22 protein-coding genes and 1 pseudogene are annotated in these 25,286 nt (G+C 39.3%); 9 read left to right on the top strand and 14 right to left on the bottom strand.

The genetic code is table 11. The features are described 5' to 3' along the window. Positions 1-2: 2 nt before the first annotated feature. The 14 genes and pseudogenes from FRX45_RS01515 to FRX45_RS01450 form a co-directional block, all read right to left on the bottom strand. Positions 3-2,198: a GumC family protein gene (locus FRX45_RS01515; protein ID WP_152266621.1), complete on the bottom strand. Its 2,196-nt coding sequence runs from the start codon at positions 2,196-2,198 to the stop codon at positions 3-5. A gap of 229 nt (positions 2,199-2,427) precedes the next feature. Next, the gene (locus FRX45_RS01510) at positions 2,428-3,234 is read right to left on the bottom strand and encodes a polysaccharide biosynthesis/export family protein (protein WP_193311548.1); all 807 of its coding nucleotides are present in this window, start codon (positions 3,232-3,234) and stop codon (positions 2,428-2,430) included. 58 nt (positions 3,235-3,292) lie between these two features. Beyond that, positions 3,293-4,480, bottom strand: coding sequence for a glycosyltransferase family 4 protein (locus FRX45_RS01505; protein WP_152266619.1), 1,188 nt, complete (start codon positions 4,478-4,480; stop codon positions 3,293-3,295). 1 nt (position 4,481) lies between these two features. Next, positions 4,482-5,627 (bottom strand): non-hydrolyzing UDP-N-acetylglucosamine 2-epimerase, encoded by a 1,146-nt coding sequence (gene wecB / locus FRX45_RS01500; protein WP_152266618.1) that lies wholly within the window; start codon positions 5,625-5,627, stop codon positions 4,482-4,484. Positions 5,628-5,648: 21 nt separating this feature from the next. Continuing rightward, the gene (locus FRX45_RS01495; protein ID WP_152266617.1) at positions 5,649-6,767 is read right to left on the bottom strand and encodes a polysaccharide biosynthesis C-terminal domain-containing protein; all 1,119 of its coding nucleotides are present in this window, start codon (positions 6,765-6,767) and stop codon (positions 5,649-5,651) included. Positions 6,768-6,781: 14 nt separating this feature from the next. Next, positions 6,782-7,216: a cupin domain-containing protein gene (locus FRX45_RS01490; protein WP_152266616.1), complete on the bottom strand. Its 435-nt coding sequence runs from the start codon at positions 7,214-7,216 to the stop codon at positions 6,782-6,784. After that, positions 7,209-8,228 carry a polysaccharide biosynthesis protein gene (locus FRX45_RS01485; protein ID WP_152266615.1) on the bottom strand — a complete coding sequence of 340 codons (1,020 nt, stop codon included), beginning with the start codon at positions 8,226-8,228 and terminating at the stop codon, positions 7,209-7,211. Before FRX45_RS01485 ends, FRX45_RS01490 begins: the two co-directional genes overlap by 8 nt. Before the next feature lie 158 nt (positions 8,229-8,386). Continuing rightward, positions 8,387-8,558 (bottom strand): annotated as a pseudogene (locus FRX45_RS23450) (DapH/DapD/GlmU-related protein); the annotation flags it as partial. A gap of 431 nt (positions 8,559-8,989) precedes the next feature. Continuing rightward, the gene (locus FRX45_RS01475) at positions 8,990-10,063 is read right to left on the bottom strand and encodes a glycosyltransferase family 4 protein (protein ID WP_152266613.1); all 1,074 of its coding nucleotides are present in this window, start codon (positions 10,061-10,063) and stop codon (positions 8,990-8,992) included. Continuing rightward, positions 10,060-11,166, bottom strand: a complete 1,107-nt coding sequence (gene wecB, locus FRX45_RS01470) for a non-hydrolyzing UDP-N-acetylglucosamine 2-epimerase (protein WP_152266612.1) — start codon at positions 11,164-11,166, stop codon at positions 10,060-10,062. Before wecB (FRX45_RS01470) ends, FRX45_RS01475 begins: the two co-directional genes overlap by 4 nt. 96 nt (positions 11,167-11,262) lie before the next feature. Continuing rightward, positions 11,263-12,477, bottom strand: a complete 1,215-nt coding sequence (locus FRX45_RS01465) for an O-antigen ligase family protein (protein WP_152266611.1) — start codon at positions 12,475-12,477, stop codon at positions 11,263-11,265. 58 nt (positions 12,478-12,535) lie between these two features. Then, on the bottom strand, positions 12,536-13,927 hold the full coding sequence (locus FRX45_RS01460) for an oligosaccharide flippase family protein (protein WP_152266610.1): 1,392 nt from the start codon (positions 13,925-13,927) through the stop codon (positions 12,536-12,538). 43 nt (positions 13,928-13,970) lie between these two features. After that, entirely contained in the window at positions 13,971-16,358 is a 2,388-nt protein-coding gene (locus FRX45_RS01455; RefSeq protein ID WP_152266609.1) for a GumC family protein, read from the bottom strand. 37 nt (positions 16,359-16,395) lie between these two features. After that, positions 16,396-17,181, bottom strand: a complete 786-nt coding sequence (locus FRX45_RS01450) for a polysaccharide biosynthesis/export family protein (RefSeq protein ID WP_193311546.1) — start codon at positions 17,179-17,181, stop codon at positions 16,396-16,398. A gap of 775 nt (positions 17,182-17,956) precedes the next feature. On the opposite strand from FRX45_RS01450, the gene FRX45_RS01445 reads away from it, so the two are divergent. From FRX45_RS01445 to FRX45_RS01405, 9 genes are all read left to right on the top strand, one after another. Then, the gene (locus FRX45_RS01445; protein ID WP_152266607.1) at positions 17,957-18,874 is read left to right on the top strand and encodes a glycosyltransferase family 2 protein; all 918 of its coding nucleotides are present in this window, start codon (positions 17,957-17,959) and stop codon (positions 18,872-18,874) included. A gap of 53 nt (positions 18,875-18,927) precedes the next feature. After that, positions 18,928-19,569 carry a PglD-related sugar-binding protein gene (locus FRX45_RS01440; RefSeq protein WP_152266606.1) on the top strand — a complete coding sequence of 214 codons (642 nt, stop codon included), beginning with the start codon at positions 18,928-18,930 and terminating at the stop codon, positions 19,567-19,569. An 89-nt stretch (positions 19,570-19,658) separates the two neighbouring features. Then, positions 19,659-19,886, top strand: a complete 228-nt coding sequence (locus FRX45_RS01435) for an acyl carrier protein (protein ID WP_152266605.1) — start codon at positions 19,659-19,661, stop codon at positions 19,884-19,886. A 33-nt stretch (positions 19,887-19,919) separates the two neighbouring features. Beyond that, positions 19,920-20,684, top strand: a complete 765-nt coding sequence (locus tag FRX45_RS01430) for an SDR family NAD(P)-dependent oxidoreductase (RefSeq protein ID WP_152266604.1) — start codon at positions 19,920-19,922, stop codon at positions 20,682-20,684. A gap of 10 nt (positions 20,685-20,694) precedes the next feature. After that, positions 20,695-21,753 (top strand): 3-oxoacyl-ACP synthase III family protein, encoded by a 1,059-nt coding sequence (locus FRX45_RS01425; RefSeq protein ID WP_152266603.1) that lies wholly within the window; start codon positions 20,695-20,697, stop codon positions 21,751-21,753. A gap of 15 nt (positions 21,754-21,768) precedes the next feature. Next, positions 21,769-22,788 carry a 3-oxoacyl-ACP synthase III family protein gene (locus FRX45_RS01420; RefSeq protein ID WP_152266602.1) on the top strand — a complete coding sequence of 340 codons (1,020 nt, stop codon included), beginning with the start codon at positions 21,769-21,771 and terminating at the stop codon, positions 22,786-22,788. Between the two features lie 78 nt (positions 22,789-22,866). Next, positions 22,867-23,505 carry a sugar transferase gene (locus FRX45_RS01415; protein WP_152266601.1) on the top strand — a complete coding sequence of 213 codons (639 nt, stop codon included), beginning with the start codon at positions 22,867-22,869 and terminating at the stop codon, positions 23,503-23,505. Between the two features lie 201 nt (positions 23,506-23,706). Next, the gene (locus FRX45_RS01410; RefSeq protein ID WP_193311545.1) at positions 23,707-24,570 is read left to right on the top strand and encodes a sugar-transfer associated ATP-grasp domain-containing protein; all 864 of its coding nucleotides are present in this window, start codon (positions 23,707-23,709) and stop codon (positions 24,568-24,570) included. Positions 24,571-24,597: 27 nt separating this feature from the next. Then, on the top strand, positions 24,598-25,245 hold the full coding sequence (locus FRX45_RS01405; RefSeq protein ID WP_152266599.1) for a NeuD/PglB/VioB family sugar acetyltransferase: 648 nt from the start codon (positions 24,598-24,600) through the stop codon (positions 25,243-25,245). Positions 25,246-25,286 lie beyond the last annotated feature (41 nt).

Raw genomic sequence — 25,286 nt, 5'->3', positions numbered from 1 at the left:
ACTTATTTTCGCCACCAATTTTTCTTTTTGACCGGGGTGTCAAAATATTCTGAGTACCCGTATCCGTAACGTTTATAGCTTCCGTATTGTTTTTTTTCACCTACCCTGTTAATAACGGTATAGAGGGGTTGAGCGGGATTGTCTGTGAGTTTTTTATTGAGTTCCTGCAGTACCCAGTTAAAAGTAAATCCCTGCCTGAGCACTACGATGCTGATGTCTGCATGAGCACCCAGCAGCGAGGAGTCGGTAACGAGTCCGTAAGGGGGTGTATCCAATATAATATAATCGAACTTTTTATTGAGTTGCTCCATAAGCTGTTTCATATTATCTCCCAGGATAAGCTCAGCGGGATTGGGCGGAATGGGACCTGTAGGCAGGAGCCAGAACCGTTGTTCAAATCCGGGCACTTCATGCAGAATGTCATCAATGGCAGAGGTGCTTCCTGCCAGGTAATTACTGATGCCCGCTTCGGAATGGATATTGAGGGCTGCGCTGAGCCTGGGTTTACGCAAATCAAATTCAAGCACCACCACTTTTTTATTAAGGAGGGCATAACTGGCAGCAAGGTTAAGGCTGGTAAACGACTTGCCTTCTTCGGGCCGGTGTGAGGTAACCAGGATGATCCTGGGGGAATGCCCTGGTCTGGCAAAGCTGATATTGGTTCTGATCACCCTGAACTGTTCGGCGACAATGGAGCGGCTTCCTTTTTGCACCACAATGGGAGAGGCATCTTTTTTCACGTAGGATATCTCTCCGAGTACGGGGGCTTTACATTTTTGCTCTACTTCATCTTTGCTTTCAATTTTATTGTTGAAGTAATTAATGAGGTAAATAATGCCAACGGGAATAAGTAAGCCCAATAAAAAGGCGATGGCCAATATAAGGGCCTTCTTAGGGCTAACAATGCCGGTTCCCCTGGGTTTTTCAATACTCCTGGAATCAGGGGTGGTAGAAGCCAGGGTGATGGCAGACTCTTCTCTTTTTTGCAGGAGTAAAAAGTAAAGCTGTTCTTTTACGGACTGGTCGCGCTGTATCTGCACGAGGTTTTTTTGTATTTGCGGTATATTTCTTATGCGGGCATTAAGTTCAGCATCCTTGCTGGTAATGTCGTTTAAAGCAATGCGGTAAGCCTGTTTGAGGTTTCCGATATTAGCGAGCAGGCTTGCCCTGAGGTTAACGATCTGGTTACCGAGGTCAACAGGTATAGGATTCTTAGGTCCCAGCCTTTCAGCCTGGCGCTCTTTTTCGAGTACCAGGCGATTGTGAGCCTGTATCATTTCAGCCAGGGAGGGTTCAGCGATTCCCGATCCGGAGGGTACAAGTTTGGGATTGTCCTGGTTGGCTTTCAGATTACTTTCCAGGGATTCAAGAATACTTAACTGGGTTTGTTGTTCCGCTTTTTGGAGGTCAACCTGCTTTGCCTGGTCCAGGTATTGCTGTGCTTCTGCCGATACATCGGTGATGCGGTTACTGCTTTTAAAGCGTTCTACCTGTCCTTCTACGGTACGTAATTCTTTTTCTATGATTGCCAGCCTGTCGTTTAAGAACTCCAGGGTATTGGTGGTTACCTTGTTTTTATCTTCGAGAGCCTGGCGGTTATAAATATCAATAAGGGTGCCCAAAGCAGCCTGAGCCCTGGCATCATTATAATCAGTAAGTTCCATGCCGATGATAGAGGCGGTTTTACTAACAGCTTGTATAATTAATGCTTTTGAATAATTGGTAACGGTAGTTTTTACAGGGCTAAAATGCAGTAGATATTCACTGACCCGGCTTACACTGTCGGCATGGATCAAAAAAGCAGGATTATCTGTTGCCTGGAAGAGCAGTCCGTTAATGCTGTACCATCTGCCCCTGGTAAGGGAAAGCCCTTGATTGTGTCCGCCATAGTTTAAATTCCATTTACCGTTGGGTTGCCTGGCGATGCTCCATTGCAGAGGCAGGGTAATGGTATCAGGGTTGGCAACCCGTATAATGAGCGGAACCTCTTTACCAAAAACGGACCTGTTGGTAAGATTGCCCCTGCTTTTGATGTCAAGGAACAATTGCTGCTTACGCACCACATCCTCCATGAGATCATAACTTTTGAGCACTTCAATTTCATTGTCAATAAGCTTACCGCTTCCGCCGAGATTCAGTTCTTCAAGCAGTGGATTGTCCAGCAGCCCGGCGCCACCTTTTTTTTCATCCTTGATCATGATGGATGCCGTAGCCTTGTATACGGGCTCGGCATAGCGGTTATAGAGCCATGCGGCGGTAATGGTTGTTATGCGCGATAATACGATTCATGTCCAGTTGCGCAGGATTTTAAACAACAACTGCCTGATGTCTGCAGACTCTTCGGGCAGGTTACTTTGGAGTACAGGGGGAAGATGGGTATTATTTTGCACAGCCAATATGATTTAGATAGCGTAAATAAAGAGAGACTTAACGGAAACGGGTAATAGCCACGATGATCAAAGAAAGGATGCTGGTAGCCGCGGGCACAATAATGTTTAAACCTTCGGCCTGCAATCCTTTCCGTTTACCGGGTTCTACGAGCACCACATCATTTTGACGGAGGTTATAATATGGGGAACGCATAACGCTGCTGTTATTAAGGTTAAGGTGGGCTACTTCCACTTTGTCGGCAACTTTACGGATGACCTTTATATTCGTTCTTTTGGCGAATACAGTAAGGTCACCGGCCATGCCAATGGCCTGGAGCACGTTGATCTTTTCCCCGGCTACCTGGAAGGTGGATGGGCGGGTAACCTCACCCATTACCGTAACACGAAAATTGATGAGGGTAACGCTTATAACAGCGTCTTTTAAGTATTCACTTACCACTTCTTTGATTTGAGCTTTAGCTTCATCGGTGGTAAGCCCTGCCACTTTTACATCCCCGACTACGGGGATAGTAATATTGCCGGATGGAGATACGGAGTAAACACTCTGCATGTTTTGTGTATTGTTATTGCCTGTAATAACAGCCGACCCCATGAGGTTGAACAGTTGAGATGCCTCAGGACTGATGCTGCTGATAACGATCTGCAACTGGTCGTCGGGCTGCAGGCGCAGGGGATCAAAAGCGGCTGTTCTTACCTGCTGTACTTTGGCATCCTGTTCGGAGTTCAGATCCTGGAATAATGCCAACTCCTTACCTGTACGGCAGGAACTGAACAATAGCAGAATAGCCAATAGCCCCAATAGTGATTTGCATATATAAGGTATAGCTTTAATATTTATTGACATATTCGCAGCAAAATTGCAGGGATTCATCTGATAATTCATATTCTTTTAAAGAATTATTTCATTGATGGATATGATTAAGGATAGTCTGATAGGTAATATTTACTGTAAGATATTTAAACAAGTAATTATAGCCATTTTCTCCCATTTGTTTACGTAATGCAGAGTCATTATAAAGCGTATCGAAATTTTGTTTATATTTTTCCATATCTCCCGTTAACGACCATAATCCTGCACCCGCTTTTTCCAGCAAGGCTCCGTAATCCGTGTTAGCGTCTATCGCAGCCAGCACGGGTATCCTGGCATTAAAATAGGACAAAGTTTTAGAAGGGATGTTGGGAATGGTAAATTTTTCGCTTAACGAAATTAGACCAACATCCGCACTGCATACCAATTTTTGATAATCCTGCCGGGGAACAGCATCTTTTATTACTAAATTGGTTAAAGCATAATCCGCTGCCATTTGTTCGAGATACTTTCTTCTTGTACCGTTTCCCATGACCAGGAATATAATATGATTATTATACAGATACGCCCTGGCGAGGCTTACTATATTTTCTATTTTTTGGGGCTCACCAATATTTCCTCCAAAAATGGCCACGTACTTTCCTGCTAATCCGTATTGCTTTTTTACCGATTCATCTCTTTCAGACAAGGCTTCTGCCTTTTGCCAGTTGGGCAGGAGAAGGAGTTTCCTGGTAAGAACTTCAGGGTTATGGCGTATGACATAATTTATGTTGCCCTGTGACATGCACCCAATATAATCGGAATAACGGTACAGCTTTTTTTCTTTTTTCCTGAAATAATTAAAAAGAAGCGGGTTCTTCATCATTCCCAGGTCGCGTGCATTTTGAGGAAATATATCACGGAGGATAAGATACGATTGTAATGGGTGTTTTTTTTTAAGCCATACTACAACGTCTACAAAAGTTATAGGGGGAGTGGGCGTAACAACCAGGTCGAACTCATATTTTGATAAGTATTTTTTAATTGCCCTTTTAAACTGGTAAGGCATACGCACGGTGGCTATTCCCTTTAAAAGAGGGTGTACATTAAAAATTTTCTGTGTTTTAACCCGCAATACTTCTATATCCTTCTCCCTTTTTAAAGTTGAGGGTTGATTTTCCTTAGCGGCGCTCACTACTGTTACTTCATGCCCGTTTTTTTCGAATTCATCTATCAGGTCTGCATATAGGTTCGATGATTCGTACGGCTCCGGATGGTATAAAAGCAAAAAGAGTACACGCATGCTAAAAGTTTTGCCAGGTTACTCTTTTAATATAATCTACATAAGAAATAATTATTCTAACCACTTTGTCTGAAACATTGGGCATCATATAGTCTGAAACCGGCCTGAAATTACGGGGTTCTTTTTGCTGGTACTCCAGTTGTTTTAATCCCTGGAGTATGCGTTCAGGGTTTAACCCTACCATCATTACAGCAGCTTCTTCCATTGCTTCAGGCCGCTCATGTGCTTCCCGGATATTTAATGCCGGAAAATTAAGTATGGATGATTCTTCTGAGATGGTTCCACTGTCAGAAAGAACCGCTCTGGCATTTACCTGTAGCGATAGATAGTCGCTTAATCCGAATGGCTTTTGCAATTTTACCAGGTCATTAAATACGATGTTCTTTTCCTTAATCATATTTCTTGTTCTGGGATGCGCAGATACAATTACAGGCAACCGGAATATTTCCGCGATGCTATTCAATGATTTGACAAGATTGTTGAAGTTTTTTTCAGCATTGATGTTCTCTTCCCGGTGTACTGACACAACAAAGTAACTGCCTTTTTCAAGGGAAAGTTGCTGAAGTATATCTGAACTTTCAATTTTAGGCATATAATGATGCAGCACTTCGTACATGGGACTTCCTGTTTTAATTATTCTGTCTGGTGGTAATCCCTCTCTGAGCAGGTATTCCCTCGCTATATCGGAATACGTGAGATTGATATCGCTTACATGATCAACAATTTTCCGGTTGGTTTCTTCAGGTACGCGCTGATCAAAGCAACGGTTGCCGGCTTCCATATGAAATACCGGTATCTTTCTTTTTTTTGCAGGGATGGCGCATAAGCAGCTATTGGTATCTCCCAGTACTAAAAATGCATCGGGTTGTTCTTCTTCCAGGACGGGATCAATATTGATCAATATCTGACCAACAGTTGTAGTGGCATTTTTTCCTGCTGCGTTCAAAAAATAATCTGGTTTTCTCAGTTCAAGATCTTCAAAGAAAATCTGGTTCAGTTCATAATCGTAGTTCTGCCCGGTGTGTACCAATACATGATCTATAGCTTCAGATTCATCTAATTTTGCCAGCACCCTGGACAGCCGTATGATTTCCGGCCGGGTACCCACTACCGTAAGCACTTTCAGTTTTTTTGTAATTGTATTCATTAGGTGAAGATGTAATGCTTATTAAACGGTGTCGAAATAGGTATCCGGGTCGGCAGGATCAAAAAATTCATTGATCCAGAATATCGTATACAATTCATCGGTACCTGTATTTGTAATGTTGTGCGTATACCATACCGGCATATCCACATAAGATGCTTCATCTCCGCTTAATTCAAAGTTGAGCACTTCATCTGTATTGTATCTGCGCAGTTGAATCAGCGCTTTCCCTTTTATTACGGCAAATCTTTCAATTTTGCGGGTATGAAAATGATTTCCGCGCGTAATGCCAGGGTGCGTTGTGGAAAATGATATTTGTCCTCCCTGTTGTAATTTTATCAGTTCCACGAATGTTCCCCTGTTATCAGTATTTTGCTTTAGCTTATATGGAAAATAATGTTTAAGGTTTATATAACTCCTAAAGGTGTTGAACAGGTCAACACTGAATTTGTTTTGGAGTGAAGGAAATATCCCGTTTTCGAAATATTGCTTTTTAAATTCCTGTAATTGCAATAATATTTGCGATACATGGTATTCGCTGGTATGCTCAACTTTCCATTCCGGGTTATGGCTGTCATTTCTTATGGCGTCAATAATCACCTTAGCCAGCTCACCTACGTATATTAGTTTAATAAGGCCGTCCGTATCTATTTTAGGTTCCTGGTTGCTGCACAATTGGTGACAAAAAGTAGCTACTACGGAGTTATAAAAAGGTTTGCCAAACGGGCCAAACACATTGGGAACGATGAGTCCCGCAAACTTTCCTCCACGTGCTTCGGCCCAGGCTGCCAATAAATTTCTTCCTTCTTTCTTTGATTTGCCATAGGGATTATCTCTTTCTTCCTGGGTGGATGAAGAAAAAATAATTTGCGGTTTGGTCTGTGTTATTTCCAGTGAAGCCAGGAGTTTTTTTATAAGGCTAATATTGGTATCATGAATTACCTGCGGATCCGTATGCCGGTTCATAGCGGCCAGGTGAACTATCGTATCGCATTGCTTTACCCAATCCTGTAATTGATTTTCGTTTTCAAAAAAAGATTTTTCAAAGGGGATAAGTTGGAATTCATCTTTCAGCAGGCTTATGGCGTTGAAGAGATAAGTGCCTGCAAATCCATTTTGTCCCGTTATTCCTATTTTTTTCATCGTTGCTGCTTATATTAAAATAAGGACCAGTCAAGCCATAGCGACTGATCAAAAGACCAGCGGTCGTTTTCCGAGGCGGCAAGATCAAGGTCAGAATATACACTAAGCACTGAACCTGGCATTAAGGCTTTTATACCATTGGCATACCCCGGTGGGATACACAAAACACACGGCTCATTTTCTGATAATATGCTATGAGAAGCTTTCAGGTGAACGGATGGCGTATTCCAGTCGTCAATGCATACCCAGGCCAAAAGAAATTTGCCATGCGGCACAAAAAAATATTTATGTTCAATGCGATGTCCCTGCCAGGCTCTGATTGTTTCGGTATGGGAATGCATAATATGATAACATCTTTTTACTTCCTTAAAAGTAAAATCATTTACAAAAGATATTCTTCCCCTTTCGTCCGCATAAGCGCCACCCTCATACATCTTTATCTCAGGCATGTATTAAATTTAAGTCCTTTTGAATCATCTCCAGTCTTAATAGTAATTTTTTGGTTTCCTCCAGCCCAATTTGATTGGTATTATGAGAATGGTAATCTTCTATTTTTGAAACATCTGTATCGCCCACGGAAAAGTACTGCTCATAATTGAGTCCCCTGTTATCTGCCGGAATCCTGAAATATTCTCCCATATCAATGGCTTTTGTCATTTCCTCCCTGTTTACCAGGGTTTCATATAATTTTTCGCCATGGCGGGTGCCTATAATTTTAATTTCATTGCCCGCATTATATAATTCTTTTAGAGCTGTTGCCAGCAATTCAATTGTAGTAGCCGGGGCCTTTTGTACAAAAATATCGCCCGGCTCTGCATTAGTGAAAGCATATAATACAAGATCTACTGCATCTTCAAGCGTCATCATAAAGCGGGTCATATTAGGATCGGTAATGGTAATCGGTTTGCCTGCTTTGATCTGGTCAATAAACAGGGGAATAACAGAACCGCGTGAAGCCATTACATTGCCGTAACGCGTACCCGAAAGTACGAGCTGGTTAGCGGAAACTGTTCTGGATTTTGCAACCATTACCTTTTCCATCATGGCTTTGCTCATGCCCATTGCATTAATGGGGTATACAGCTTTGTCGGTACTTAACACTACTGCATTCTTTACGCCGTTTCTTATTGCTGCATCTAAAACATTAGCCGTTCCTTCTACATTGGTTTTTACTGCTTCGAGGGGGAAAAACTCGCAGGAAGGAACCTGTTTCAGTGCAGCAGCATGGAAAATATAATCAACACCTCTTACGGCATTTTCTACCGAATTGTATTCGCGAACATCACCGATATAGAATTTTACACGCGGATCGGTATATACTTTCCGCATATCGTCCTGTTTTTTTTCATCACGGCTGAATATTCGTATTTCGTCAAAATTGCTGTTGAGAAACCGGTTGAGAACTGCGTTGCCGAAAGAACCGGTGCCACCTGTTATGAGAAGTTTTTTATTACCGAACATATGGTATGTTATTATTTTATGCTGTCATTACTTTAAGAGGATACCGGTCAACCGGTCTGCATTTTCCGTACTTAATTCTTCCTGAAAGGATGTTATATTTTTTTGAAGAAAATCATCGGAACGATTCCACCATTCCGATTTTTGCAAAGTCTCAATAATACTATCATCAAACCTGTATTTAATTATTTTAGACGGAACGCCTCCTACTATGGCATAAGGCGGAACATCTTTTGTTACAACAGAATGAGCTGCTATGATTGCACCATTACCAATAGTAATGCCTCCCATTATGGTAGATTTCATCCCAATCCAGACATCATTACCAATCACTACTTTTTCAGGAACTGAATTAAACAGGTCTTGTTTTGACCATGAATAGCCAGTGCCATTTTGTATATTAACGAACAGGGGAGACGTGGATATGAATTTTGTGGGATGTGATGGAAGTCCTATACATACATCTTTTGAAATGGAACAAAATTTTCCTATACTCGCATTGTAAATATTGGTGTTGTAACCTATATACGAATAATCGGAAACAACGCATTTTCTTAAAATTACAAATCGTTGAATGCGTGATTTATTGGAAACGACTGATTCTTTATCGTAGAACATCAAAATAGATATTTTTTTGTTCTGATATTGTTTTTTCAGACGATTAAGACTAAAATAATTTTTGATCAGGCTACACATTCATTATCTGATTATGAGATATGTTAATGCAGAAGTATAAAGCTTTGGCAATGACAAAGCATTCCTTCTTATTTATTAAGTACATATTCTATGGAATCTTTAATAGCATTTGCCATATCAGAAGGCTTTCTAAACTGATCATAATGCGCCTTAGCATTTCTGCCCATGGCCAAAACTTTATCCCGATTGTTAATGATCCAGATAATTGTCTTTTTTAAATCTTCTTCAGTTCCGTTATAGATAAATCCATTCTCATCTTTTTTTATATTAAAAATCTCACCCCCTGTTATTGCATCAAAGCTTGTCAGAAAGGGCACACCATAGCCCATACTCATCAATACGGAAAGCCCTGCCTGTGTAGGAGAAATACAAACCAGGCTTTTTGAAAAGAAGTTTATTAGTATTTTTTGATCATAAATGGCTCCATGAAGAATTACTTTATCCTGTAATTTGTTCACCTCAATCCGTTCTTTTAGCGTGCTTTCCATGGGGCCTGCCCCTATGATTTGTAAAGTGGGAAGTGCAATGGTTTTGTTTAGTTCAATGTATGCATTCAGTAATATATCAATGCCCTTTTGAGGATATAATGTACCAATGAATAAAAAGTCGGTTTTTGAATTTTCTGTTTTAACCAGATTAAAATGTTCATCAATAGCAACCGTATTATTGGCAACGAATAGCTTTTTGGACTCAATTCCGTTTTCGATATATTTTTTGATAGGATAATTGCTGTAAAATAGTATAGCATCTGCCTTTTTTGCAAAGAAGAACCGAACCCTGTCCCAGGTAGTCTTTGAATCCAGCTTGTTTTCATAACTGGCGGATACGCCAATGCCCCACAATATAAATTTAAATTTCCTTCTTCTCAATGATAAAAGCATTAAGGATATCCACCTGACATTGGATATTGCAATGACAACATCATAATCCCCGGCTAATTTTTTTAAATTGGTCTTATGAAAAAACAGGGGGCCAATGTCATAGCCTGGTGTATATACTGTTTTGAAATCAAATTTTTTGTCTACAAAACTTTTATCGGAATAAGCAACCGTCAGGTCGTAGTGCTGATTTAAAATATCAAAAATCTTAAGCCTGTAAGACCAGACCTTATTATAGATTATAAGCACTTTTTTATTTCTCATAAACGGTTTAACGATAAAAGATGTTTTATTATTCTTTCAGCGGCATGGCCATCCCATAAATCAGGAATACTTCCTTTTTTCCAATTTCCCCCGAATAATTTTTCCATAGCCGGTTTTATTGCTTTCGGGTCAGTTCCGATCAATTCATTCGTTCCTAACGTAATCGTTTCAGGTCTTTCGGTATTGTCTCTTAATGTCATGCAAGGTACGCCCATTACAGTCGTCTCTTCAGTTATCCCGCCTGAATCTGTTATTACGGCTTTTGCTTTTTCCACCAGGTAGTTAAACTCTAAATAACCCAAAGGTTCGATCATGTGCAACGATGGGTGCTGAATTCCCATGTTTTGAAGGATTTTTGCTGTTCTGGGATGTACTGGAAAGATCAATGGTAATCCCCTGGAATGCGTAATGATTTCATTCATTAATTCTTTCAACTTTTTTTCTTCATCAACATTTGCCGGGCGGTGCAATGTCATAACCATATATTGACCCCTTTCCAATCCTATCTCTTTCCAAATAGAAGGTTGTTGAAAGCGTTCCCTGTTTTTTAACAATGTATCTATCATGGTATTGCCTACAAGATAAATACGGTCATCCTCAATACCATTTTTTTTCAAATTGTCATTTGCAATTGTAGTGGTTGTGAAAAAGTAATTGGTAATGCTGTCTGTTACCATGCGGTTAATTTCTTCAGGCATTGACCAGTCGCCTGAGCGGATGCCCGCTTCAACGTGTCCTACTTTTACATGCAGCTTTTGTGCAACAATGGCACAAGCCATGGTAGAAGTAACATCGCCTACTACAAGACAGAGATCGGATTTTTCCTGTAGCAATAGCTTTTCATAACCAATCATAATATTGGCTGTTTGCTCTGCTTGTGTTCCCCCGCCGGCGCCTAAGTTTACATCAGGATGCGGGATACCCAATTGCTCAAAAAAGCTGTCACTCATATTTTTATCGTAGTGCTGGCCTGTGTGAACGAGCCTGTATCGAATATCAGCCCCGGTTTGCTGATTCCTTTTGATCGCTTCTATAATAGGTGCAATTTTCATGAAATTTGGTCTGGCACCTGCTATAATATCAATTTTTAAATTTTTCTGCATATAAAGTTTAAAAGAAGTGATTGGAATTATGTTATTGAATGAAGTTATATGAACGGTGTTTGGATTGAAATCAGGCAATGCATTCACTTGCGACATTTATTTTATTTTTTTTAAAACCGTTGCTTTCGAAAAAATTTCATTTTCACTTCTTGCGAAAGCTGCAACTATAGCCATAGACATCATAAGCCAACTGGCTGAAGAAATACTTCCGCTAAACATGTTTTGTGCAAAGCACTGAATAAAAAGGATGCTGATCCATGAATATTGCGGGGTGTATTTTAAAATTTTAAATGATTTCATAAATATTATGATGAGTAAAATAGAAAAGGGAATAAACCCGAGAAAGCCTGTGCATTGCAATATTTCAAATAGAATATTATGCGGGTAAATATTAAAGCCATCCAGCTTTAGCCTGTCTCCCATCACGGGGTTATTGGTAAACTGATTAAAGGCATTTTGCCACATAATTGTTCTTACGGCTGATTCATTTCCTTCGGCTATATCCGAACTTGTACTGGTAAACCTTTCAATTAAACTGCTTCCAAATTTGTCGGAAAAATAAACAATTCCAATCAATCCTATTACCAGCATCAACATCGTACGAAAATTGGTAAATACATTTTTTTTTATGATTAAGATAAAAATGAATGGTAAAATTAAAGCAATGAGTGACCCTCGCGAAGAACCAAGAAAAAATGGAGTAACGGATAGTCCAATTAAAAGCAAAAAGAACAATTTCTGCCTTAAGGATATTACATTTTCTATCCAGTAACTTACTGCAATTCCTATTGTAAGTGAAGAGCAATAAGACAATGCTAAGGGAGAAAGCATTTCAATATCTGCTGTTTCTGAAGTAAGACGTCCGACTGTTCCAATATAATTTCTGAAAAAAATGATAGCCAGAATGGCAAAGAGAAAACCGGAGAGTAGAATCCCTTTTCTGATGATATTATAATCGGCCGCCTTAAATTTTATATTGCTTAGCAATAAAAAAGGGATCATGTCAAATGATAAATAATAGAGTAACAGCCTTGATGTTCCTAAATAGTAAGGCAGTCCTTTCAAAGCATCGCTAAAGATCCTGGCTAAGTAAATCAGTGAAAAAAACAGGAAAATATATGTTTCAGATTTTGCCTTTAACCTGGTGTTTTGTAAAAAAAAAACAGTTAAACATGCCAGTATTAGTAATCGCAGGGGAATAGAAACGCTTAATGACAAAGCCCCGAAACCCATATAAAAAAGCAGCATCAGGCATACATAGTATCCTATGAAGTTTAAAAATGCGGCTGTAAATATGTATCTGCTCCCCATTGATGTATTATGCTATTGAAGATGCTATTTTCTTCGGTTCTTAAAATATCCTGTCCGTTTATAATGTATTTACTGCCATTTTTAAAGTGGGAATCTGTTTAATGCTTAAAACAGAAAGTACAATGAACAATGCAAATAAACCTCCGCTTGCCAACCATAATTCACTAATCATAAAGTTTGCATATATTACTGCGGTGTTAACAAAAAGAAATAGCATGGCAGTATATTTCAGATAATTTCTGGAGATACCTGAAGCTTTTATTGCCCAGGCATTACCCGCTAACGCTAAAAAAATATAGGTAAAAAAGGTGCTAAAAGCTGCTCCTGTAATTCCCCATTTGGGAATAAAAAAGATATTCAACAATATATTTAAAATGGCTGAACCAATAGTAGAAAAAGCTATGAAAGCAGTTTTATTTAATACGGTAAGTTCGTAATTGCTGATGTGATAAAAAGGCATCATCAAATGCGCACCCAAAATAATTGGTAAAACGGTAAATCCCGATATGTAATCTTCAGAGATAAGATGAAATGCGAAATACCTGGTGCCGATCAAAATAGCAATACTAAAAAGTGATGCGCACATTAACACGAAGGTTAAATAGAATTTGAGAATTGTATGATACTTTTCCTTGTCTGCGGAAAATTTGTAAACCAATGGTTCAAAATAAGTAGCCACTGATCCATAAAAGAAAAAGATACTGCTTCCCAGGGAATATGCAAAAGTGTATATGCCGAGTTGGCTTTTGTTTAAGTACCCTTCCACAAAGAAGCGATCAGCATAACTTAGAATGTTACCACTTAATGCATGAAATATCAGTGGCAAACCAAAAACAAATAAAAATTTAAGGTTTTTATCAAAAACAAATATTTTTTTGAAATTAAAATGATAAAATATGTCTTTATAAAATAGGGAAATAAATATAATGCCCGCTACCAGGGATCCGTAAATATAGCCGAGGCCGCTACCTGTATAAAAGCATATACCAATAACAGCCAGCAATTTGGTGACAGCATACCATAATCTTGATTTTCTGAAAAACACCGGGTTATCGGTTGCGAGTGCATGTGAAATCATTAACCCTGAAAGGTTGTAAATTAATAAACTTATAAACAGTATAAAAAAGTGAGGAATAAAATTAATGCCCATGATCTCTTCTCTGAACAAAGAAATAATGACGCATATAAGAAAAAGGCCCAATACTGACAATATGTTTAACTGCAATGCATATGGTAGCATTTTTTCTTTGAAGGTAATGGTATGCCGCAGGATGGCTCTTCCCTGTCCCAATGTTAAAACAGTATTCATTATGCCTTCAATGGCGACCAATAATCCTACTGTACCATATTCTTCTGTAGTCAAAAAAAGAGGCAGAAGCGCAATAGTTAACCAGTTCAATCCTTTGGCGAACCCTTCTATGCCCGCATAGGAAAAGAACTTTTTAAACATGCTGTTTCAGCGTTAATGAATTTAATATCTGTTTTATTTCCACTTATTTTCGCCACCAATTTTTCTTTTTGACCGGGGTGTCAAAATATTCTGAGTACCCGTATCCGTAACGTTTATAGCTTCCGTATTGTTTTTTTTCACCTACCCTGTTAATAACGGTATAGAGGGGTTGAGCGGGATTGTCTGTGAGTTTTTTATTGAGTTCCTGCAGTACCCAGTTAAAAGTAAATCCCTGCCTGAGCACTACGATGCTGATGTCTGCATGAGCACCCAGCAGCGAGGAGTCGGTAACGAGTCCGTAAGGGGGTGTATCCAATATAATATAATCGAACTTTTTATTGAGTTGCTCCATAAGCTGTTTCATATTATCTCCCAGGATAAGCTCAGCGGGATTGGGCGGAATGGGACCTGTAGGCAGGAGCCAGAACCGTTGTTCAAATCCGGGCACTTCATGCAGAATGTCATCAATGGCAGAGGTGCTTCCTGCCAGGTAATTACTGATGCCCGCTTCGGAATGGATATTGAGGGCTGCGCTGAGCCTGGGTTTACGCAAATCAAATTCAAGCACCACCACTTTTTTATTAAGGAGGGCATAACTGGCAGCAAGGTTAAGGCTGGTAAACGACTTGCCTTCTTCGGGCCGGTGTGAGGTAACCAGGATGATCCTGGGGGAATGCCCTGGTCTGGCAAAGCTGATATTGGTTCTGATCACCCTGAACTGTTCGGCGACAATGGAGCGGCTTCCTTTTTGCACCACAATGGGAGAGGCATCTTTTTTCACGTAGGATATCTCTCCGAGTACGGGGGCTTTACATTTTTGCTCTACTTCATCTTTGCTTTCAATTTTATTGTTGAAGTAATTAATGAGGTAAATAATGCCAACGGGAATAAGTAAGCCCAATAAAAAGGCGATGGCCAATATAAGGGCCTTCTTAGGGCTAACAATGCCGGTTCCCCTGGGTTTTTCAATACTCCTGGAATCAGGGGTGGTAGAAGCCAGGGTGATGGCAGACTCTTCTCTTTTTTGCAGGAGTAAAAAGTAAAGCTGTTCTTTTACGGACTGGTCGCGCTGTATCTGCACGAGGTTTTTTTGTATTTGCGGTATATTTCTTATGCGGGCATTAAGTTCAGCATCCTTGCTGGTAATGTCGTTTAAAGCAATGCGGTAAGCCTGTTTGAGGTTTCCGATATTAGCGAGCAGGCTTGCCCTGAGGTTAACGATCTGGTTACCGAGGTCAACAGGTATAGGATTCTTAGGTCCCAGCCTTTCAGCCTGGCGCTCTTTTTCGAGTACCAGGCGATTGTGAGCCTGTATCATTTCAGCCAGGGAGGGTTCAGCGATTCCCGATCCGGAGGGTACAAGTTTGGGATTGTCCTGGTTGGCTTTCAGATTACTTTCCAGGGATTCAAGAATACTTAACTGGGTTTGTTGTTCCGCTTTTTGGAGGTCAACCTGCTTTGCCTGGTCCAGGTATTGCTGTGCTTCTGCCGATACATCGGTGATGCGGTTACTGCTTTTAAAGCGTTCTACCTGTCCTTCTACGGTACGTAATTCTTTTTCTATGATTGCCAGCCTGTCGTTTAAGAACTCCAGGGTATTGGTGGTTACCTTGTTTTTATCTTCGAGAGCCTGGCGGTTATAAATATCAATAAGGGTGCCCAAAGCAGCCTGAGCCCTGGCATCATTATAATCAGTAAGTTCCATGCCGATGATAGAGGCGGTTTTACTAACAGCTTGTATAATTAATGCTTTTGAATAATTGGTAACGGTAGTTTTTACAGGGCTAAAATGCAGTAGATATTCACTGACCCGGCTTACACTGTCGGCATGGATCAAAAAAGCAGGATTATCTGTTGCCTGGAAGAGCAGTCCGTTAATGCTGTACCATCTGCCCCTGGTAAGGGAAAGCCCTTGATTGTGTCCGCCATAGTTTAAATTCCATTTACCGTTGGGTTGCCTGGCGATGCTCCATTGCAGAGGCAGGGTAATGGTATCAGGGTTGGCAACCCGTATAATGAGCGGAACCTCTTTACCAAAAACGGACCTGTTGGTAAGATTGCCCCTGCTTTTGATGTCAAGGAACAATTGCTGCTTACGCACCACATCCTCCATGAGATCATAACTTTTGAGCACTTCAATTTCATTGTCAATAAGCTTACCGCTTCCGCCGAGATTCAGTTCTTCAAGCAGTGGATTGTCCAGCAGCCCGGCGCCACCTTTTTTTTCATCCTTGATCATGATGGATGCCGTAGCCTTGTATACGGGCTCGGCATAGCGGTTATAGAGCCATGCGGCGGTAATGGTTGTTATGAGCGATAATACGATCCATGGCCAGTTGCGCAGGATTTTAAACAACAACTGCCTGATGTCTGCAGACTCTTCGGGCAGGTTACTTTGGAGTACAGGGGGAAGATGGGTATTATTTTGCACAGCCAATATGATTTAGATAGCGTAAATAAAGAGAGACTTAACGGAAACGGGTAATAGCCACGATGATCAAAGAAAGGATGCTGGTAGCCGCGGGCACAATAATGTTTAAACCTTCGGCCTGCAATCCTTTCCGTTTACCGGGTTCTACGAGCACCACATCATTTTGACGGAGGTTATAATATGGGGAACGCATAACGCTGCTGTTATTAAGGTTAAGGTGGGCTACTTCCACTTTGTCGGCAACTTTACGGATGACCTTTATATTCGTTCTTTTGGCGAATACAGTAAGGTCACCGGCCATGCCAATGGCCTGGAGCACGTTGATCTTTTCCCCGGCTACCTGGAAGGTGGATGGGCGGGTAACCTCACCCATTACCGTAACACGAAAATTGATGAGGGTAACGCTTATAACAGCGTCTTTTAAGTATTCACTTACCACTTCTTTGATTTGAGCTTTAGCTTCATCGGTGGTAAGCCCTGCCACTTTTACATCCCCGACTACGGGGATAGTAATATTGCCGGATGGAGATACGGAGTAAACACTCTGCATGTTTTGTGTATTGTTATTGCCTGTAATAACAGCCGACCCCATGAGGTTGAACAGTTGAGATGCCTCAGGACTGATGCTGCTGATAACGATCTGCAACTGGTCGTCGGGCTGCAGGCGCAGGGGATCAAAAGCGGCTGTTCTTACCTGCTGTACTTTGGCATCCTGTTCGGAGTTCAGATCCTGGAATAATGCCAACTCCTTACCTGTACGGCAGGAACTGAACAATAGCAGAACAACTGAAATAAAAAAGAAGAGGAATCGTAATTTATACATAGATAAATGCATATTTAATGGACTTAATATAGTTAAAAAGCACGAAAGCAGTAGCAATGCTATGCTTTTTAATTAAAAATATTGCTCTCATCGTGGCAATAATTACAAAGCTTCGCCCACTCAGCCCCATTTTAATGTTACTGGTATTCAGAGCAATAACGCAGGTTTAGCATCAATATGTGGTATATACCCATATCTTTTTAAGGGGTATAGGAAAATAAGTGGAAAATGACAGAGCAGGCTTTTCTTTTTTAGGCGATCCTGGCAGGAAGGCTTCAAAAAAATGTGTTTTGCATTTAACCCATATGGATACTGGTTATATTACATTATCAGAGGCGCAAAGATAGAGCTACTTTTTAAACCCTATATTATTATTGATCAGAATTTATTATATATCAATATTATAGAAAGAAAACAGTATGGAAGAATTTGTTTTTTAAAAAACACACGATAAACAAAGAAGAAAGAAAAAGGATAGTATAAAAAAACCGTATGGCATTGGTTTACAAAAAATAATATAAGCCGATAATATAAAAAGAATGATATTGGGCAATAAATTTGCATTTATTAAACCTTTGGGTTTTTAAATAAAGAAATAAACATAGTCAAGATATCCTACAAAAACTCTATTTGATTGGAAATAATAAAATTAAAGCAGAAAACAACATCATTTTTTAGATACCAATACGTTAAGTATGTTTTCCTTGTACATATCTGATTTGGGGCTCAGGAGGCGAAGCTGTGTCCTTTAATGATATATAAAATATAATTTATAATGAAGATTTCGGTTGTAATACCTCTGTACAATAAGGAAAAGAGCATTAAAAATACCATCAGGTCGGTTGTAGCACAAACGGTTACAGATTTTGAATTATTGGTTATAAATGATGGATCTACCGATACAAGCCGCGAAATTGTGGCTGGCATACATGATAGTAGAATCAGGATAGTGGACAAACCTAATGGTGGCATATCAAGTAGTCGAAATGAAGGTATTATGCTCGCCCGGCATGACTATATTGCGTTCCTGGATGCGGACGACCATTGGGAACCAGATTTTTTGGAAACGATAAAGGGATTAATTACTGATTATCCGGATGCAGATTGTTATGCAACTGGTTATGCCTGTAAATATAGTAATGCTACATTAAATGTGTTTGGCGCCAATAAGCGTGGTATAATCCGGGATTTCTTTAAGCAGGTGTACAAAGGGCCAGTGATGCACTCTTCGTCAATATGTGTGAAAAAAAGCACGTTTACGAAGGTCGGATATTTTAATACAACCATTCGCCGGGGAGAAGATTATGATATGTGGGCGAGGTTGGGCAGGGCAGCCTGTATAGCCGCAACCCCGGAAGTTAAGGTGTGGTATAGGCTGGATGCAGAGAATAGCGCGATGGCAGCGGTGCACAAGCCGCAAGTACTATGGCTCTATAACATCCCACCTGAAAGTTACAAAGATGAAGACCAGAAAAAATACTATAGAAGATTTTTGCATCGCCAGGTTTTAGAATACTTCATTAAAGGAAAATTTAAGTGGGCATGGCAAATTGCTTCTCACAATTGGAAGGTGGCCGGTTGGTATTCTTACTTACTCTTCCCGGGCAATATTCAATTTCGCCAATTCATCAGTTGGGGGAAACTTCTGGTTGAACGATTTTCTGGAGGAAAAAACAATCTTTCCTCCAGATAGAGGGCCTTTGTCCTTCTCCTTTCTATGATTACGAGAACTAAACAAAATTAAAGATGAGGAAAATTGCTATTGCCGGAGCCGGTGGATTCTCAAAAGAGATTTATTTGACAATTAACGATATTAATAAAATAGAGGATAAATGGGAATTCATAGGTTTTTTTGATGATAATGTTCCTAAAGGAAAACTTTTTATGGATTTCCAGGTACTTGGCAACATGAATGATTTGAATCATATAGATGAAACAATTGATGTAATAGTGGCGGCTGGCAAATCTTATAATATCATCTCGATATTAAAAAAACTCCATTCTGATAAACTGGATTTTCCCAATCTTTTCCATCCCTCCTGCCAGTTTTTACATTTTGAATCACTTAGTATCGGTATAGGTAATATCATTCAGCCTTATTCATCGCTCTCAGCAGATAATAAAATTGGTAATTACAATGTTTTTAATGCGGGAGTACGAATAGGACACGATACTATCATTGGTAATTATAATACATTTGCTACTGCTACTCTTATTTCAGGAGGGGTGGAAGTTGGTGATCAAAATGATTTTGGCATGAATTCTGGGATTTTACAATATAAAAAAGTGGGAAGCAGGAATGTTATAGCGCCAATGTCAATTTTGTTTAAAAGTATTAAGGATGACGGACATTATCTGGGTGTGCCTGCGATGTCTACAGGCGTATGAGATTTTATTAAAAACCGAAATATCATTTCTTAGATAGTAAACTAACTTTAAGAAAATACCGGGCAATTTCAATATTTAAGCTAATTAATATGGATAAAAATCAGTTTTTACAATCTTTTGCAGAGCAATTTGATGAAACCGATCCCTCTGCTATTACTATGGACGCCAGGTTTAAGGAGATAGATGAATGGAGCTCTATGGTTGCGCTAATGATTATCGCAATGGTAGACGAGAATTACAATAAAAAAATAACGGGTGCAGATTTGAGAGAAGCCAATACTATTGAGCAATTGTTTGAACGGATAAACGCAAAGTAGCTCACACCATTTTAATTGAGAAACTGATTGCAGATGACCGAAAAGACACCTTTCTCCCTGCAGGGCAAAAAAATTCTTGTGACAGGCGCTTCCTCGGGCATCGGATTAAATATTTGTAAATCTGTTGTGGCTTCCGGAGGGGAAGTAATTGGCGTAGCCCGAAGAACAGACCGTTTGAGCGCAATGGTAAAGGAATTGGGCGAAACAAGAGCATCTTTTATAAATGCAGATTTATCTGTAGATACCGGTATTGAGAAAATAATTGCCGAAATACCAGAAATAAACGGGCTTGTGTACGCTGCCGGAATAACAAAATTATCGCCATTGAAATTCATTAAGCGGCAAGTCTTGGAAGAGGTAATGAATGTTAATTACTTTTCAATGGTTCTTTTGCTTGCCCAGATTACCCGGCATAAAAAGCTGAAGAGAAACGCAGACTCGTCCATTGTATTGATTTCTTCTGTAGCACAACAAATAGGAACCAAGTCGTCGTTATTGTATACCGGAAGCAAAGGTGCGATGTCTGCTGCCAGCAGGGTTATTGCCAATGAGCTTTCATCACAAAAAATAAGAGTGAACACTATAGAGCCGGGTATGGTGCAAACTGCAATGGCTTCGGAAATGGAAGATATGCTTTCAAGTGAAGCCGTTGAAAAAGACAGGAAACAATATCCCTTAGGCTATGGTACTCCGGAAGATGTGGCAAATGCGGCTATTTTTTTGCTCTCGGATGCTTCCAAATGGATGACAGGTCAATCACTTACCCTTGATGGCGGTAGGTATAAGCTTCTTGATTAATTTCATTTTTATGGCTTTACTTCATAATAAATACGTTACAATAAAAGGTGTTAGCGCATGTGTGCCTAAAAATGTAGTGAAGAATATGGGCAATGCCCATTTTGCACTTAATGATATCAATGCATTTATCAGCAATGTGGGGGTAGAGGAGCTTAGGATGTCGGGAAAAGAAATATGCACTTCGGATTTGTGTGTTGCAGCGGCCGAAAAACTACTGGAAGAATTGCATACCGATAAAAACGATATTGGTATTCTCGTATTTGTTTCACAATCTCCCGATTATTATTTTTTACCCAATACAGCCTGTATTATCCAGGACAGGTTGCAGTTAAGTAAGGAAACGCTGGCTTTTGATGTGCCATTGGGATGCAGCGGCTATGTGTATGGATTAAACCTGATCGCTTCTTATCTTTCTTCCGGGCAAATTAAAAAAGGACTTTTATTAGTGGGCGACACTGCTTCAAAAATCCCTAATCCTAAGGATAAAAGCAGCAGTATGTTATTTGGGGATGCCGGGGCTGCCACGATCCTTGAGTATGATGAAAAATCGGAAGGGGTGCATTTTCATATGGCTACCGATGGCTCAGGATATAAAGCTATTATTGTTCCTGAAGGAGGTTTTCGCAATCGGTTTTCAGAAAAATCACTGGTGGACTACACCAACGATGACGGGTTGGTAAGATCGCCCAATAGTTTACATCTTGACGGGTTTGACGTTTTTTCCTTTGGCATTAGTGAAGCGCCAAAAACCTGCAAAAAATTGATGGAACATCTTGCCATTACCAATGATGATATTGACTACGCTGTATTTCATCAGGCAAATAAAATGATGAATGAAAAGATCAGGAAGAAATTAAGCCTTCCGGAAAACAAAGTTCCTTACTCGCTTAAACATTTTGGAAATACAAGTTCTGCATCAATTCCACTTACAATGGTTACAGAGATGAGAAATGATTTACAGCAAAAAAAGAACAGGCTGCTACTTTGCGGTTTTGGGGTTGGCTTGTCGTGGGGAACTGCTTATGCTCAGTTTAATAATATTGTTGTTCCCGAATTAATTGAAATATAAAGGAAGAATAAATAAATGTCAGGCCATTCATTTGCATATATATCGGGCATCTCGTATTATCTGCCTGCTGCCTCTTTAACCAATGAACAGCTTAGTAAAGCTTTTCCTGAATGGAGTGTAGATAAAATAATGCAAAAGGTAGGTATATCCACCCGAAGGATTGTGGCGGAAGATGAGTTCACATCTGATTTAGCTGTATCTGCATCTCAAAATCTTTTTAAAGAGCACAATCTACAGACATCTGAAGTTGATTATTTAATATTGTGTACTCAAAGTCCTGACTATTTTTTGCCTACTACAGCTTGTCTTGTACATGAAAGACTGCAATTGCCTTCAACAGCAGGCGCTATAGACATTAATCAGGGTTGCTCAGGCTTCGTATACGGGCTTAGTCTTGCAAAAGGATTAATAGGGTCCGGAGATATCAGCAATGTACTTTTGGTTACTGCAGAAACATATAGTCGTTTTTTGCATCCTGATGACAAAGGGAACAGATCAATTTTTGGTGATGCAGCAGCTGCAATATGGGTATCAGCTAGTCCGGGAGGAGCCGCTATAGGAAAAATAGCATTAGGTACAGATGGAAAAGGGGCAAAAAACCTGATTGTAAAAAATGGTGCTATCCGATATGCAAAAACCGCAGATCAATCTTTACAATCTGATAAAGACGGTAATCTTTTTAATGATAATTATCTTTACATGAATGGGTCCGAAATTTTTAATTTTACATTGGAGTCTGTGCCCGCTCTCGTAAGACAAATTCTTCAAAAAAACCAATTACAACAGGAAGATATTGATTTATTTATCTTCCATCAGGCAAATAGATTCATGCTTGAGTATCTTCGTAAAAAGATCAAAATTCCTCAGGAAAATTTTTTTATAGCTATGGAACATTGTGGCAATACGGTTTCATCAACTATCCCTATTGCCATGAAACAGGCTTTGCTTGAAGGAAAAATTAAAATAGGTTCAAAGGTGCTTGTGGCAGGCTTTGGAGTGGGGTATTCGTGGGGGGGCGCTGTACTTCGTTTCTGATTTTTTCTGCAATAATATTTTTGCTTTTATAAATCAATCCCGGGGCAACATTATACTGTTTTAATCTGTTATGTATATATGTATAGGTCTTTTTTTAAAAGATATTTTGATTTCTTGATTGCGACTGTAGTTTTTATTATCGCTTTCCCCTTTTTTGTCATAATAACAATATTGCTTTTTATTGTAAACCGAGGTAAGCCGTTTTTCTTTCAGGAAAGACCTGGTAAAGGTGAGCGCATATTGAAAGTTATTAAGTTTAAGACGATGACTGATGAAAGGGATGCTGATGGAAAGTTATTGCCCGACAATTTGCGAATGACCAGGATCGGAAGGTTTGTAAGGAAACTGTCGCTTGATGAAATTCCTCAACTTTTGAATGTTATTAAAGGAGATATGAGTCTTATTGGACCCAGACCCCTGCTATTATCTTATTTACCTCTGTATAATGAGATACAAAGGCGTCGCCATGAAATAAGGCCCGGTATTACTGGTTGGGCACAGGTAAATGGACGAAATGCAATTAGTTGGGAACAGAAATTTGAATATGATGTATGGTATGTTGAACACTGCTCTTTTTTATTGGATATTAAAATTATTGTATTGACAATATTTAAAGTTTTGAAAAGTGAAGGTATTAATGCAGAAGAGGGCATACCTATGCAAAGGTTTAAAGGAACTCCCGTGGATTCCTCAGAATCTGAGTCTTATACAAATTAATTTTTCAGAAATGCATGTTGTCAATAACTCCACTCTTTGAATAATTCGAAATTAATTAAAGTGATAAAAAATAGATTGATATACCTTATTTATTATATTCTTGAAACACCAAGAGTGCAATTTTTCAAATATTTTTCCTATGTGAAGGAAAAGAAGGCAATATCATCCATTAATTTATACAAAGAGGTTTTTGTTTCGTCAATGAAATATAATATATCATTGATGGATTATTTTCAGCTTCGGTTTTATGAACAGAATGAGTCCCAAAAACAAAAGTATGCGGGTACAGGTTTTATGTATGAGTACCAATTACAAATGAATCCCCCCAGGTACCGTGATATTCTTGAAGATAAAATAAAATTTTTAAACCATTTTAATGCACTCTCCGGAAGGAAATGGGGGACATTGGAAATGATAACAAAGGATGCTTCACTTGCAGGCGAGATAATAAGTGGCGAGCCGTATAAAGTAGTTTTGAAAAAATCAAAAAGTAAAGCAGGGAGAGGTATAATGATTCTGGAATCCAGGAATACGTCTGTTTCTGAAGTTTTACAATTGATGCGGAAAAAAGGATTTGATCTTATTGAAAAATTTGTATTACAGCATGATAATCTTATGCAACTTTCCCCTTCTGCATTAAATACAATAAGAGTTATAACCCAATTACATGATGGGGGAGTAACTGTTATAGCTGCACGGCTTCGTGTAAGTGTGAATTCGAATATAGATAACCTCACAGCCGGTAATTTTGCAGCTCCGGTTGATATAGAAAAAGGTATAGTATCAGGCCCGGGTGTGTATGGTGATATTACAAAGCCTGATGTTTTTATTCATCCTGTAACTGGTGTAGAGATAAAGGGGTTTCTTATTCCACATTGGAAGGAATGCATTGAAATGGTATCAAAAGCTGCCTTATCCATACCTCAAACCAAATCTGTTGGATGGGATGTGGCAATAACGAATGAGAAATCTATTTTAATTGAAGGGAATCATGACTGGGGGCGGGTCTTGTGGCAACTTCCTGTAAAAGAAGGATTAAAAGAAGATCTATTGAAATATTTATAACGCTGTACTAACAAAAATGACTGAAAAATGAATAAGCTAAAACTATTTATAGTGGGTTGCGGAAATGTTGGAGGATTTGTTGCATATAACTTTGATAACTTTAATAAGGAGAATTTTGAGATACAAGGATTTCTTGATGATGATTCCCAAAAGCATGGAAAATTTTTTTTTGGCTATCCGGTTTTAGGCGATATTGGCCTGCTCGAAAATGAAAACCAAAAAATAGCTGTGGTTATAGGCATCGCTGATCCTGTTATGAAAAAAAATGTAAAAGAAAGAATTAAATCACCCAATATTACTTTTCCTGCCCTGGTCTCAAAAGATGCATGGATATCAAATGAAGTGACGATTGGAGACGGTGCTGTTATATATCCCGGTGTAACGATTGATTATCATGTTAGAATTGGAGACTTTGTATTGGTAAATAAAAATTGCAGCCTCGGGCATGATTCCCAACTTTCAAGATTTTCAACGCTTGCACCAGGTGTTTGTCTTGCAGGATTTACACATCTTGAAGAATGTGTTAATATTGGAATCAATGCAGCTACAAAACAAAATGTTCATATTGGCAAAGGTTCCATCATTGGAGGCATGTCTATGGTAATAAAAGATATGCCTGAAAACATTACTGCCGTTGGAGTGCCTGCAAGAATTATTAAGCAAAAAAAAGAATAATAGACATTATTTAAAACACAAAATAATACATCAGGAATATT

Source organism: Agriterribacter humi, assembly GCF_009192765.1.
In the GTDB taxonomy this organism is placed as follows: domain Bacteria; phylum Bacteroidota; class Bacteroidia; order Chitinophagales; family Chitinophagaceae; genus Agriterribacter; species Agriterribacter humi.
Note: the sequence above shows the minus strand (reverse complement) of the source record. Positions and strands in the feature narration are given on the sequence as shown.

Coding starts and splice junctions, on each gene's coding strand:
- FRX45_RS01465 (WP_152266611.1), bottom strand. CDS start 12,477: ATGGGGAGCAGATACATATTTACAGCCGCATTTTTAAACTTCATAGGA.
- FRX45_RS01415 (WP_152266601.1), top strand. CDS start 22,867: ATGTATAGGTCTTTTTTTAAAAGATATTTTGATTTCTTGATTGCGACT.
- FRX45_RS01405 (WP_152266599.1), top strand. CDS start 24,598: ATGAATAAGCTAAAACTATTTATAGTGGGTTGCGGAAATGTTGGAGGA.
- FRX45_RS01475 (WP_152266613.1), bottom strand. CDS start 10,063: ATGAGAAATAAAAAAGTGCTTATAATCTATAATAAGGTCTGGTCTTAC.
- wecB (WP_152266612.1), bottom strand. CDS start 11,166: ATGCAGAAAAATTTAAAAATTGATATTATAGCAGGTGCCAGACCAAAT.
- wecB (WP_152266618.1), bottom strand. CDS start 5,627: ATGAATACAATTACAAAAAAACTGAAAGTGCTTACGGTAGTGGGTACC.
- FRX45_RS01505 (WP_152266619.1), bottom strand. CDS start 4,480: ATGCGTGTACTCTTTTTGCTTTTATACCATCCGGAGCCGTACGAATCA.
- FRX45_RS01460 (WP_152266610.1), bottom strand. CDS start 13,927: ATGTTTAAAAAGTTCTTTTCCTATGCGGGCATAGAAGGGTTCGCCAAA.
- FRX45_RS01450 (WP_193311546.1), bottom strand. CDS start 17,181: ATGTATAAATTACGATTCCTCTTCTTTTTTATTTCAGTTGTTCTGCTA.
- FRX45_RS01515 (WP_152266621.1), bottom strand. CDS start 2,198: ATGATCAAGGATGAAAAAAAAGGTGGCGCCGGGCTGCTGGACAATCCA.
- FRX45_RS01490 (WP_152266616.1), bottom strand. CDS start 7,216: ATGCCTGAGATAAAGATGTATGAGGGTGGCGCTTATGCGGACGAAAGG.
- FRX45_RS01510 (WP_193311548.1), bottom strand. CDS start 3,234: ATGTCAATAAATATTAAAGCTATACCTTATATATGCAAATCACTATTG.
- FRX45_RS01495 (WP_152266617.1), bottom strand. CDS start 6,767: ATGAAAAAAATAGGAATAACGGGACAAAATGGATTTGCAGGCACTTAT.
- FRX45_RS01420 (WP_152266602.1), top strand. CDS start 21,769: ATGTCAGGCCATTCATTTGCATATATATCGGGCATCTCGTATTATCTG.
- FRX45_RS01425 (WP_152266603.1), top strand. CDS start 20,695: ATGGCTTTACTTCATAATAAATACGTTACAATAAAAGGTGTTAGCGCA.
- FRX45_RS01440 (WP_152266606.1), top strand. CDS start 18,928: ATGAGGAAAATTGCTATTGCCGGAGCCGGTGGATTCTCAAAAGAGATT.
- FRX45_RS01485 (WP_152266615.1), bottom strand. CDS start 8,228: ATGTTCGGTAATAAAAAACTTCTCATAACAGGTGGCACCGGTTCTTTC.
- FRX45_RS01410 (WP_193311545.1), top strand. CDS start 23,707: ATGAAATATAATATATCATTGATGGATTATTTTCAGCTTCGGTTTTAT.
- FRX45_RS01430 (WP_152266604.1), top strand. CDS start 19,920: ATGACCGAAAAGACACCTTTCTCCCTGCAGGGCAAAAAAATTCTTGTG.
- FRX45_RS01445 (WP_152266607.1), top strand. CDS start 17,957: ATGAAGATTTCGGTTGTAATACCTCTGTACAATAAGGAAAAGAGCATT.
- FRX45_RS01435 (WP_152266605.1), top strand. CDS start 19,659: ATGGATAAAAATCAGTTTTTACAATCTTTTGCAGAGCAATTTGATGAA.